The sequence below is a fragment of the Pseudomonas sp. UME65 genome, from assembly GCF_014170225.1.
GTDB lineage: Bacteria > Pseudomonadota > Gammaproteobacteria > Pseudomonadales > Pseudomonadaceae > Aquipseudomonas > Aquipseudomonas protegens.
The window spans coordinates 549,128-561,603 of sequence record NZ_LZZQ01000011.1 but is presented as its reverse complement, the minus strand read 5'-3'; the positions used below and the strand labels follow the sequence as shown (position 1 = coordinate 561,603).

Below are 12,476 nucleotides of genomic sequence, written 5' to 3'. Positions count from 1 at the left end.
CTGCAAGGTCGGAGATGGCAGTGTCATGCCAGGGGCATGACGGTGACCCGAACATCCGGGTCATGGCTGCCCCCTCCCAGAATCACCCCACGTAACGGCGACACATCGGAAAAATCCCGGCCCCAGGCCAGGGTGATGTGCTCCAGCGCCGGCTGCACGTTGTTGGTCGGGTCGAAATCCACCCAGCCCAGCACCGGGCAAAACACTGAAACCCAGGCATGGGAAGCATCGGCGCCGATCAGCCGCGGCTGCCCCGGCGGTGGCTGGGTCAGCAGGTAGCCACTGACATAGCGCGCCGCCAGCCCTCGCGAGCGCAGGCAGGCCAGCATCAGGTGGGCGAAGTCCTGGCACACCCCGCGCCGGCGTTCCAGCACCTCCACCAGCGGCGTCGCCACCTGGGTGGCTTCGGCGTCGAAAGTGAACTCACTGAAGATCTTCTCCATCAACGCCTGGGCGCCCTGCAACAGCGGCCGCCCCGGTACGAAGCAACTGGCGCAGAACTCGACAAAACTCTGCTTCAGATGCACATAAGGCGATTCGAAACGGTAGCGACAGGCTTCCAGCAACGCCTCGGACAAGGGCTGGCCGCTGTAGGTCAGGGCGCCGCGGGCGGCATCCCAGGGCAGTGACGCGGCAAAATCCAGCGCCGGCCGCTCCAGCACCTCGACACTGAGCTGGGCATTGACCAGCAATTCGTAATGGGGCCGCTCGAAGGCCAGGCGGGTCAGCGGGTTGCCGAATACATCCTGCTCGTCACGACGGCTGGTAGGGTCGGGGCTGATCAGCAATTGCCGCTCGCTGCACAGTTGCCAGGCACAGGCCCGGGGCCACAGGTGCGCCAGTTGCTGGGCCAGGGACACCGGGCTGTCGTAGCGGTAGTGGGTGTCGTGGAACACCTGGTAGCGCGCGCTCATCAGACCGACACCGTTTGCTGGCTGACATCATCCACATGGGCGAAATGCCGCAGCGCCAGGCGGTCCGAAACCTGCCCGCTGACCTCGGCGATCTCCTGCAGCAGGTCCGCCAGGCCCTCCACTGCGGCGCGCACACTGGCCTCGCCGAACAGCGAGTTCTCCAGGCAGCCCAGGTCGAAATGCGCCAGGCGCTCCACCAGCCGCGGCAGCGCCAGCTCGCGGGGCACGCCGAAATCATCGTTGAGGCGCTTGAGGGTGCGGGTCACCAGCTTGAGCTGGAACAACACGGCGTGGGGGTTCTGTTCATCCAGCAGCAACAGGTCGAGGACCGGAATCAACTGCGCCACCGCCAGGTAGCGCGACCGGTAGGTGATGCTGCTGTTACCCAGCTCCAGCAGCCAGTCCAAGCCGGCCTGGTCGAAGGCCGCGGTGCCCCGCAGGAAGGCCGCGAGGCTGCTGCTGAGGAACTGCAGGCGCTCGATGCGCCGGCCAATCATCAGGAAGCGCCAGCCTTCGTCACGGGTCATGTCGTCCAGGGCGAACCCGGAGAGCGCCGCCAGGGACATCACCAGGCGGTTGAGAAAATCCAGCAGTTCGGCGAAATCCGGCTCCGGAGTGTCCAGCTCCTGGGCCTCGCGCTGCAGCTCCACCAGGGCCTGCCAGTTTTCCCGGGACAGCTTGCCGCGTACCTGGGAAGCCGCCCACTGCAAGCGTTGCAGGTTGGAGCGCAGGCTGAAGGACCAGTCCTCACCCAACAGGGCCGCCAGCAGGCGTTCGGGCAGCTCGCCCTCATCCGGCAGCAGCATCAGGCTTTCTCCCAGGTCCACCGCGGCCAGCAAGGCTTGCGGGTCATCGCCATCGACATAGCGCGCCAGCATGATCCGCAGCAGCCGCGCACTGTCGTCACAGCGCTCGCAATAACGGCCGAACCAGAACAGGTTTTCCACCACCCGCGACGGCAGGTAGGGATCGCGGCGCACCAGGTCATACACGCCGATGGTGCGCTGGGCCTTCCACTGCTCGCCGCTGGGCGCCCGCTCCCCGAGCACCCAGGTGTCCTTGCTGGCGCCACCGCGCTGCATCGACACCACTTCGGCACCGGCCTGGGCAGCGACCCGGGTCAGGCCTCCGGGCAGCACCCGGTAGCCGTCCTCGCTGGCCACCGCATACACCCGCATGCCGATGGCACGGGGCTGCAACTGCCCGTTCTCGGCCTGCCAGACCGGCGCCTGGGACAGTTGCGGCAATTCCTGGGCGACATAGGCATAGGGCCGCGCCCGCATGCGCTCAGCCAATCGCCGGCGTTGCTCGGGGTCCAGGTCGCGGCCCAGCACCGGGGTGAAGCTCTGGGAGGCGAAGGCCGGCTTGACCAGCAGATCCGGGAGTTTTTCCAGGGCCTGCTGCAGCACCGGGGCCTCGCCGCACCACCAGGTAGCGATGGACGGCAGAAGCAGTTCCTCGCCCAGCAGAAACTGGCTGATCTTCGGCAGGAAGCCCAGCAGGCCGGGGGACTCCAGCACCCCGCTGCCCAGGGCGTTGGCCACCAGCACCCGGCCCTGGCGCACCGCGTCCAGCAGCCCGGGAACCCCCAGGGCCGAGTCGGTGCGCAACTCCAGCGGATCGCAGAAATCGTCGTCCAGGCGACGCATGATGGCGTGCACCCGGCGCAGGCCGCTGAGAGTCTTGAGGTACACCGTGGCATCACGCACGGTCAGGTCGCCGCCCTCCACCAGCGGGTAGCCAAGCTGTCGCGCCAGGTACAGGTGCTCGAAATAGCTCTCGTTGAACCGCCCTGGCGTCAGCAGCACCACCAGCGGCGCTTCGCTGTCCCGGGGTGCCTGGCGGGCCAGGGTTTCCTGCAGGGTGCGGAAGAACCCGGCCAGGTGCTGCACTTGCAGGTCGCGGTACAGGTCGGGGAACGCCCGGGACACGCTCATGCGGTTCTCCAGGGCATAGCCGGCCCCGGAGGGCGCCTGGGTACGGTCGGCGGTGACCCACCAGCGCCCGTCCGGGCTGCGTGCCAGGTCCACGGCATACAGGTGCAGGAAGGTCTGTTCCGGCGGGCAGATGCCCTGGCACGGCCAGAGGAAATTGTTGTGGCCGAACACCAGTTCCGCCGGCAACAGCCCTTCACGGATCAACCGCTGCGGGCCATACAGGTCCGCCAGCACGGCATTGAGCAGGCGAGCGCGCTGGGCGATTCCGGTGGACAGCAACTGCCATTCATCCGCCGCGATCACATGGGGCAACAGGTCCAGTTCCCAGGGCCGGTCGGCGCCCTTGGGGTCGGCATAGACGTTGTAGGTGACGCCGTTCTCGTGGATCTGCCGGGTCAGCAGCGCCTGGCGCTGGGCCAGTTGACCGGGGCTGCTGCGCTGCAACTGTTCCAGCAGCCGCTGCCAGTGCGCCCGAACCTGGCCCTGGTCATCCAGCAACTCGTGGTAGGTACCCGCCGTCAGCGGGTAACGGTCTAGCAAGTCAGGCATGGAACACTCGGCAGACGGCAGGGAAAGTCAGATTAACGCACCGCCATGACGCCCGGATATGGCTATCTCACAGGCGTCGCAGGTGGATTAGAAACGTCGCAAATCCAGGGTCAGCGGCAGCTCGGCATTGATCACCACTGGCGGCACCTCCAGGCTTCCCGGGCTATGGCCCAGGCGGAAGAAGCGCGCCATGCGCCGGCTTTCCGCCTCGTTGGCATTCACCGGCAGGCTGTCGTAATTACGCCCGCCGGGGTGGGCCACATGGTATTGGCAGCCGCCCAGGGAGCGCTGCATCCAGGTATCGAGCAGGTCGAACACCAGCGGTGCATGCACCGGGATAGTGGGTTGCAGGCAATTGGCCGGCTGCCAGGCGCGGTAACGTACCCCGGCGACAAACTCGCCGACCCGCCCGGTGGGATGCAGGGGCAGCGCCACGCCATTGCAGGTCAGCACGTGGCGCTCGGGTACCAGGCCGCCGACCTTGACCTGCAGGCGCTCCAGGGAAGAGTCGACATAACGCACCGTGCCACCCGCCACGCCCTCCTCCCCCAGCACATGCCAGGGCTCCAGGGCCTGGCGCAGTTCCAGCTCGATGCCACTGACGGCGTAATCGCCGACCTTGGGAAAGCGGAACTCCAGGTGCGCGGCAAACCATTCGGCCCGCAGCGGGTAGCCGGCGGCATTCAGCTCCACCAATACATCAGCGAAATCCTGTTCGATAAAGTGCGGCAACAGAAAACGATCGTGCAGTTCGGTGCCCCAGCGCGCCAACCGGGCCGGCGCGTAAGGCTCGCGCCAGAAGCGCGCCACCAGCGCCCGCAACAGCAGCTGCTGGGCCAGGCTCATGCGCGCATGGGGCGGCATTTCAAAGGCTCGCAGCTCCAGCAGGCCAAGGCGCCCGGTGGCGCCATCCGGCGAATACAGCTTGTCGATGCAGAACTCGGCGCGATGGGTGTTGCCGGTGACATCGATCAGCAGGTTGCGCAGCAGGCGGTCCACCAACCAGGGCGCGCACTCCTGGCCGGGAGCCGGCATCTGCGCGAAGGCAATCTCCAGCTCGTACAGCGCGTCATTGCGTGCCTCGTCGACCCTCGGTGCCTGGGACGTGGGGCCGATGAACAACCCGGAAAACAGGTAGGACAGCGACGGGTGGTTGTGCCAGTAACTGATCAGGCTGCGCAGCAGGTCGGGGCGCCGCAGGAACGGCGAGTCGGCCGGGGTGGCTCCGCCAAGGACAAAATGGTTGCCGCCACCGGTGCCGGTGTGGCGCCCATCGATCATGAACTTCTCGCTGGTCAGGCGCGTCTGCCGGGCCTGCTCATAGAGAAACTCGGTGCGCTCCACCAACTCGTCCCAACTGACCGAGGGCTGCACGTTGACTTCAATCACCCCCGGGTCCGGGGTCACCCGGAAGTTGCACAGGCGCGGGTCCGCCGGCGGCTCGTAGCCCTCCAGCAAGACCGGGCAGCGCAGTTCCTCGGCCGTGGCCTCGATCACGCTGACCAGTTGCAGGTAATCCTCCAGACGCTCCAGGGGCGGCATGAACAGGTACAACCGCCCCTCGCGCGCCTCGGCGCAGAGTGCGGTACGGGTCAGCCAGTCGGCGGACTCGTCCACCTGGGGCACCCGCTCGTCCGCCACTGCCGACTCATCAATCGCTGCCAGCTGAGCCGCGCCCGCCAGTTCGGGAAAATCCTGGTTCGGATCGGTGGCATGAATGAACGGATACTCCGCCGCGGTCACCCAGGGCTGGGACGCCAGGGGCAAGCGATAGCCCAGGGGCGAATCACCCGGTACCAGCCGGCAATGGCTATCGCGCAGGTACCAGCGCCCGCTCTGCCACTGGTCGCCCTTGGCGGTACGGGCCAAGGGCAGGACCTGGCCGATGACCTTGGCCAGCCCCTGGCTGAAAACCTTGCGCAGGCGCTCCCGCTCCAGGGCATCCTCCAGCCGCGAATCCTCGGCGCTGACATTCAGCGGCAGGCTGCCTTCGCGCCACAGGTAGTAGAAATTGTCCTCGTAGGCGGGAAACACAAAACGCGCAGGCAGCTTCAGACGCTCGGCGACACTGGCCAGAAAACGTCCGGCCAACAGTGCATCGGCGGCGTAATCTTCATGCTCGTCGGCAATCAGCGCGTTGTTGCGCCACACCGGTACACCGTCACGACGCCAGTGGCAATTCAGCGACCAGCGCGGCAGTTGCTCTCCCGGGTACCACTTGCCCTGGCCGAAGTGCACCAGGCCCTGGGGCGCATAGTGCTGGCGCAGGCGCTGGAACAGCTCGCCGGCCAGGCGGCGCTTGTTCGCCCCCAGGGCTGCCGTGTTCCACTCCGGGCCATCGGGATCGTCGATGGCGACGAAAGTCGGTTCGCCGCCCATGGTCAGGCGCACATCCGCCTCCAGCAGGTCGACATCGATCTGCCGGCCCAGGGCCTGGATCGCCAGCCATTGCTCGTCGGTGTAGGGCTTGGTCACCCGGGGCGCTTCCCAGATGCGCTCCACACTCATCTCATGGCTGAATTCGCATTCACAGGGCTCCACCAGCCCGGTGATGGGCGCCGCTGAAGAGGGGTCGGGGCTGCAGGCCAGGGGAATATGCCCTTCCCCGGCGAACAGCCCGGACGTGGCATCCAGGCCGATCCAGCCGGCGCCCGGCAGGTAAACCTCGCACCAGGCATGCAGGTCGGTGAAGTCCACCTCGGTGCCGGAGGGGCCATCCAGGGATTTGACGTCCGCCGTCAGCTGGATCAGGTAGCCGGAGACAAAGCGCGCCGCCAACCCCAGGTTGCGCAGCAATTGCACCAGCAGCCAGGCCGAGTCCCGGCAGGAGCCGGAGGCGTTGAGCAGGGTCTGCTCCGGAGTCTGCACCCCGGGCTCCATGCGGATCAGGTAGGCGATGTCGGCACTCAACCGCTGGTTCAGGCCCACCAGGAAATCCACCGCCGGCAGCGGTGAGCGCGAAATGGCGTCCAGGTAAGCCTGGAACCTCGGCGTCAGGGGCAGGGTTTCCAGGTAGGGCGCCAGCTCGCGCTGTTCATCGGCGGCATAAGCGAAGGGAATCTGCTCGGCGTAGGGTTCGAGGAAGAAATCGAACGGGTTGAACACCGCCATTTCCGCCAGCAGGTCGACTTCGATCCGCAGCTCGCTGGTTTTTTCAGGGAACACCAGACGCGCCAGGTAATTGCCCTGCGGGTCCTGCTGCCAATTGATGAAATGCTGCTCGGGCTGGACCTTCAGCGCATAGGAAAGAATTCGCGTGCGGCTGTGGGCCGCCGGGCGCAGGCGAACGATCTGCGGGCCCAGTTCGACGGCGCGGTCGTAGCGATAGTGCGTGACATGGTGCAATGCGACATGAATCGACACGGCGTGCCTCCTGCGAGCCTGAACGGTGGGAGAACCTGCGCAAGACTTATGCCAGCGCGCAAGCCCATGGGGTTGTTCAGCGACCCTGGGCAGTACAGCACCAAAACCGCGCAATCGATGCATCCCGGTGCAGGCAATTGCACATAAATGCGCCAGAAGGCAGGCGACGAATCAGCCGCGCTTGCGCTGCTGCTTGAAGCGCTGGCGCTGCTGGCGGATCTGCAGCAGCCGTTCGCGCATTTCCCGGTGCCGCTTGCTGTTGAGCAGCAACAGCCCGAGCAGCGGCAGCAACACGCCGAACAGGTACACCCCCTGGTGCGGGTGATACTGAAACATCGGCACCACCCCAAGCAGGCAGGCGACAAAGTAGCCGGCCACCAACCATACCGCGCGGGAAATGCCACGCACTATCAGCAGGTTGCCCAGCACCAGCAGCGGGATCAGTACCAACAGGCCAAACAGCAGGTATTCGTCGCGCTGGGGCGGTGCCATGGCGCGCCAATAAGTGGTGCCGGCCAGGGACAGCAGGAGCGAGGCACTGAAGCAGCCCAGCAGCACGGTGAGCATGAAGGTCGGGAAATAACGTACCAGGAAGTCTCTCATGCGGCCGCCATCTATCACTCGTCGAACTCCTCGTAGAGCCCCACCGCAAGGGTTTTCACCTGGCCAAGAATGCCGGAGCTGATACTCCCGCTGGTACTCAGGGCAGCGCCCAGAGCATCCTGCATCTGGGTCAGGGTGGCGTGGCGGATCTGCGTCGACGAATAGCGCCTGGGCAACGCACCGGCACGCTGTTGCAGCTTCAGCAGCTTGGAGGTCAGGCTCGGGTCCCGCAGGGTCAACAGTTCCTTGGTCAGCTTGGCCCGTTCCTGGCGGTTGAGGCCCTTGAGCAACTGCATCCAGCTTTTGCCGGTGTTCGCCGCCTTGCTGGCCTTGAGCAGCCTGAGCGTGGTCAGCGCCGAACCGCCGACACCCACCAGGGAAATGCCATCGAGAATCGGCGTGACTATGTTGTACCACTCGGCATCGTCCATGCGGTCGTTGGCCGCCGGGTCCTGGATCTCGTTGATCACCCGCGCGCCGCCAATCACGCACTGAGCGGTGCCGGCCATCGCCGCCGAGGCCCCAAGCGCTACCACCCAGACACTGGCACCGGCGGTGAAGGGCACGGCGATGCTGCCGCTAAACACCACCAGCCAGCCGATCACTGCGGCCGTGCAGGCCAGGGTGGTGTTGAAGGATTCAGTGGCCAGCCGCGATTCGCGCGGGTTGTTCTTCACCTGGTCGACGAACTGCTGGGGCGCGATGTAGCGCTTGGCTTCGCGCAAGATCACCCGCTTGGGCACAATGCTGCAGATCGGCCTGAATTCGCGCAGGGTCACGACATTGAAGTCGGCATCGATGTACACCACCCCGGCACCGGCAATCGAGGGATCGGTGTCGATGGCGGCAAACAGACGCGGCAGGTTGATCTGGCTTTCGATTCGTTGGCGAGCAAGAACCTGGGTCAGGCTGAGGTCCCTGATCACTCCATCTAGTGGGCTGGTCACGCGATTCATCCTTGGTCTGACGATGTGAATCTGCCTGGTAGCCATGAGCCAGCCAGGCATCGCGGCAATGCAAGCCCGGCAACCTTAACAAAGCCCTGACCGTTTTTTGCTCGCCCGCCGGTAAAAAAATCGATCTCCATAAAAGCAAAACGCCAGCTCGGTGGCTGGCGTTTTGTGGGGTTTAGCGCGGCACTACCGGCTTGCGGGTCGGCTTCTTGCCCTTGCCCTTGGCCGCGTCGGCGCGTTCCTTGGCCGCCTGCTTGTTGCGGGCAAACGCTGCGGCCTTGGCCTGTTCGCGCTTGTCCCAGGCATTGCCGCCGTCGCTGCCGCGAGGAGGTAGCCCGGTGTGCTGGGTAAGGATCTTGGTTTCCTTGGCCACCTTGTGGCTGCCGGCCGGTGTCGAATTCTTACGACGGGCACTCTGGTAGCTGTCGGTAGCCGGCTGGTGGGTCGGAATCAGCTGGTTCTTGCCCGGACCGATCAGGTCGCCACGGCCCATGCGCAGCAGAGCCTCGCGCAGCATCGGCCAGCCCTTCGGATCGTGGTAGCGCAGGAACGCCTTGTGCAGGCGGCGCTGCTCCTCGCTCTTGACGATGGTCACGCCGTCGCTCTTGTAGGTGACCTTGCGCAGCGGGTTCTTGCCCGAGTGGTACATGGCCGTGGCGGTGGCCATCGGCGACGGGTAGAACGCCTGCACCTGGTCCGCGCGAAAGCCGTTGCCCTTGAGCCACAGGGCCAGGTTCATCATGTCTTCATCGGTGGTGCCCGGGTGGGCGGCGATGAAGTACGGAATCAGGTACTGCTCCTTGCCCGCTTCCTTGGAGTATTTCTCGAACATCCGCTTGAACTTGTCATAGCTGCCAATGCCCGGTTTCATCATCTGGTTGAGCGGACCTTCCTCGGTGTGTTCCGGGGCGATCTTCAGGTAGCCACCAACGTGGTGGGTCACCAGCTCCTTCACGTATTCCGGCGACTCGACCGCGAGGTCGTAGCGCAGGCCGGAAGCGATGAGGATCTTCTTCACACCCGGCAACGCACGGGCGCTGCGATACAGCTGGATCAGCGACGAGTGGTCGGTGTTCAGGTTCGGGCAGATGCCCGGGAACACGCAGGATGGCTTGCGGCACGCGGATTCGATTTCCGGGCTCTTGCAGGCGATGCGGTACATGTTCGCGGTCGGGCCGCCGAGGTCGGAAATGACCCCGGTAAAGCCGGGAACCTTGTCGCGAATTTCTTCGATCTCGCGAATGATCGACTCTTCGGAACGATTCTGGATGATCCGCCCTTCGTGCTCGGTGATGGAGCAGAAAGTACAACCGCCGAAGCAGCCGCGCATGATGTTCACCGAGAAGCGGATCATGTCGTAGGCCGGGATTTTTTCCTTGCCATAGGCCGGGTGCGGAATGCGCTGATAAGGCATGCCGAACACGTAGTCCATTTCCTCGGTGGTCATGGGAATGGGCGGCGGGTTGAACCACACGTCCACGTCGCCATGCTTCTGCACCAGGGCGCGGGCGTTGCCCGGGTTGGTTTCCAGGTGCAGCACGCGGTTGGCGTGGGCGTACAGGACCGGGTCGTTGCGCACCTTTTCCATGGACGGCAGGCGGATCACGGTCTTGTCCCGGGTCATGCGCGGGCTGGCAAGGATCTGCACCACCTTGGCTTCGCTTGGATCCTCAACCGGGCCCTTCTCCTGCTCGATGGCGCAGGCCTGGGTGTCCTGGGTGTTGACGTAGGGGTTGATGATCTTGTCGATCTTGCCCGGGCGGTCGATACGGGTGGAGTCCACTTCGTACCAGTCCTTGGGCGTGTCGCGGCGGATGAAGGCGGTGCCGCGCACGTCGGTGATGTCTTCGATCTTGTGGCCGTAGGACAGGCGCTGGGCCACTTCGACAATGGCTCGCTCGGCGTTGCCGTACAGCAGGATGTCGGCGCTGGCGTCGATCAGGATCGAGTTGCGTACCCGGTCCTGCCAGTAGTCGTAGTGGGCGATGCGGCGCAGGGACGCTTCAATGCCGCCGAGAACGATGGGCACGTGCTTGTAGGCTTCCTTGCAGCGCTGGCTATAGACCAGGCTCGCACGATCCGGGCGTTTGCCCGCCAGGCCACCGGGGGTGTAGGCGTCGTCGGAGCGGATTTTCTTGTCGGCGGTGTAGCGGTTGATCATCGAGTCCATGTTGCCGGCAGCGACACCGAAGAACAGGTTCGGCTCGCCGAGCTTCATGAAGTCGTCTTTGGACTGCCAGTTGGGCTGGGCGATGATCCCGACGCGAAAGCCCTGGGACTCCAGCAGCCGGCCGATGATCGCCATGCCGAACGACGGGTGATCGACGTAGGCATCACCGGTGACGATGATGATGTCGCAGGAATCCCAGCCGAGCTGATCCATCTCCTCCCTGCTCATGGGCAGGAATGGTGCTGGCCCGAAACATTCGGCCCAGTACTTGGGATAGTCAAATAACGGCTTGGCTGCTTGCATGTCGATGACCGGTGTTGGCTTGGATAGGGACGCGTTGATTCACAGGGAAATTCGCGGGCGCGGAATATAGCACAAAAAATAACCAATTCCGACCGTTATGGTCGGAATTCGGTGCAGCCGATTCGCCGGCGAGCCGGCTCCTACAGGCGCCGGCAGGCGGATGGCCGGCGAACGGGCGGGTTATTCGTCGTCGTCGAAGTTGTAGCTGCCCGGGGCGAGGTTCTCGAAGCGGGTGTACTTGCCGATGAACGCCAGGCGGATAAAGCCGATGGGGCCGTTCCGCTGCTTGCCGATGATGATCTCGGCAATGCCCTTGTGCTCGGTTTCCGGGTGATACACCTCGTCCCGGTAGACGAACATGATCACGTCGGCGTCCTGCTCGATCGCTCCGGATTCCCGCAAGTCGGAGTTCACCGGGCGCTTGTTGGGACGTTGTTCCAGGGAGCGGTTGAGCTGGGACAGGGCCACTACCGGGCAGTTGAACTCCTTGGCCAGGGCCTTCAGGGACCGGGAAATCTCGGAAATCTCGTTGGTCCGGTTGTCGCCGCTGGAGCCTGGAATCTGCATGAGCTGCAGGTAGTCGATCATGATCATGGCGATATCGCCGTGCTCACGCACCAGGCGCCGGGTCCGCGCACGCATCTCCGAGGGGCTGATGCCCGCGGTGTCGTCAATGAACAGCTTGCGGTCGTTGAGCAGGTTGACCGCCGAGGTCAGGCGTGGCCAGTCGTCGTCTTCCAGCTGGCCGGAACGGACCTTGGTCTGGTCGATGCGGCCCAGGGAGGAGAGCATACGCATGATCAGCGATTCACCTGGCATCTCCAGGGAGTACACCAGCACCGCCTTGTCGCTGCGCAGTACCGCGTTCTCCACCAGGTTCATGGCGAAGGTGGTCTTACCCATGGACGGACGGCCGGCGACGATGATCAAGTCGGCCGGCTGCAGGCCGCTGGTCTTCTCGTCGAGATCGGTATAGCCGGTGGACAGGCCGGTGATGGCGTTGTCCGTGTTGAACAGGGTATCGATGCGGTCGATGGCCTTGGTCAGCAGTTCGTTGACCCCCACCGGGCCGCCGGTCTTGGGCCGCGCTTCGGCGATCTGGAAGATCTGCCGCTCGGCCTCGTCGAGAATCTCTTCGGCGGTGCGCCCTTCCGGGTTGAAGGCACTGTCGGCGATCTCGGTGCTGATGCCGATCAGCTGACGCAGGGTGGCCCGCTGGCGAACGATCTGCGCATAGGCCTTGATGTTGGCCACCGACGGAGTGTTCTTCGCCAGTTCACCCAGGTAGCCCAGGCCGCCGACCTGCGAAGTCTGGCCTTCCTTGTCCAGTTGCTCGGACAGGGTGACCACGTCGATGGGCATGTTCTGGTCGGCCAGCTTGGCGATGGCGCGGAAGATCAAACGGTGGTCATGCCGGTAGAAATCGCCGTCGGACACTTGATCCAACACGCGTTCCCAGGCGTTGTTGTCCAGCATCAGACCACCGAGCACGGCCTGTTCGGCCTCGATGGAGTGCGGCGGCACCTTCAGGGCAGCGGTTTGCAGATCGTATTGCTCGGGAGCGGAGATATCGTTCATGGCCACTTGGAATTCGGGGGATGAAAATCAGGATCAGCAGAAAGACAAAGGGCACGACCTGTAAACAGGATCGTGCCCGATGTTAACCGTCAGCCACACAAGGTGC

General features: G+C 64.6%; 7 protein-coding genes. All 7 read right to left on the bottom strand.

Annotated features, from left to right (window positions below):
- Nucleotides 1-23: 23 nt before the first annotated feature.
- Nucleotides 24-914 carry a transglutaminase family protein gene (locus A9971_RS13485; protein WP_183000704.1) on the bottom strand — a complete coding sequence of 297 codons (891 nt, stop codon included), beginning with the start codon at nucleotides 912-914 and terminating at the stop codon, nucleotides 24-26.
- A complete protein-coding gene (locus A9971_RS13480; RefSeq protein ID WP_183000703.1) occupies nucleotides 914-3,400 on the bottom strand; it encodes a circularly permuted type 2 ATP-grasp protein in 2,487 nt (828 codons plus the stop codon). The genes A9971_RS13485 and A9971_RS13480 overlap by 1 nt, the downstream gene beginning before the upstream one ends.
- Before the next feature lie 87 nt (nucleotides 3,401-3,487).
- Complete coding sequence (locus A9971_RS13475; protein WP_183000702.1) at nucleotides 3,488-6,763, bottom strand: DUF2126 domain-containing protein; 3,276 nt, start codon at nucleotides 6,761-6,763, stop codon at nucleotides 3,488-3,490.
- Between the two features lie 171 nt (nucleotides 6,764-6,934).
- Nucleotides 6,935-7,384: a hypothetical protein gene (locus A9971_RS13470; protein ID WP_011058954.1), complete on the bottom strand. Its 450-nt coding sequence runs from the start codon at nucleotides 7,382-7,384 to the stop codon at nucleotides 6,935-6,937.
- On the bottom strand, nucleotides 7,381-8,322 hold the full coding sequence (locus A9971_RS13465; protein ID WP_220802981.1) for an NAD synthetase: 942 nt from the start codon (nucleotides 8,320-8,322) through the stop codon (nucleotides 7,381-7,383). Before A9971_RS13465 ends, A9971_RS13470 begins: the two co-directional genes overlap by 4 nt.
- Before the next feature lie 172 nt (nucleotides 8,323-8,494).
- Nucleotides 8,495-10,792, bottom strand: coding sequence for a YgiQ family radical SAM protein (locus A9971_RS13460; protein WP_183000701.1), 2,298 nt, complete (start codon nucleotides 10,790-10,792; stop codon nucleotides 8,495-8,497).
- Between the two features lie 180 nt (nucleotides 10,793-10,972).
- Nucleotides 10,973-12,370, bottom strand: coding sequence for a replicative DNA helicase (dnaB, locus tag A9971_RS13455; RefSeq protein WP_011058951.1), 1,398 nt, complete (start codon nucleotides 12,368-12,370; stop codon nucleotides 10,973-10,975).
- Nucleotides 12,371-12,476 lie beyond the last annotated feature (106 nt).

Excerpts from the sequence above, each read along its gene's own strand:
- dnaB (WP_011058951.1), bottom strand. The coding sequence starts at position 12,370 with ATGAACGATATCTCCGCTCCCGAGCAATACGATCTGCAAACCGCTGCC.
- A9971_RS13465 (WP_220802981.1), bottom strand. The coding sequence starts at position 8,322 with ATGAATCGCGTGACCAGCCCACTAGATGGAGTGATCAGGGACCTCAGC.
- A9971_RS13460 (WP_183000701.1), bottom strand. The coding sequence starts at position 10,792 with ATGCAAGCAGCCAAGCCGTTATTTGACTATCCCAAGTACTGGGCCGAA.
- A9971_RS13480 (WP_183000703.1), bottom strand. The coding sequence starts at position 3,400 with ATGCCTGACTTGCTAGACCGTTACCCGCTGACGGCGGGTACCTACCAC.
- A9971_RS13485 (WP_183000704.1), bottom strand. The coding sequence starts at position 914 with ATGAGCGCGCGCTACCAGGTGTTCCACGACACCCACTACCGCTACGAC.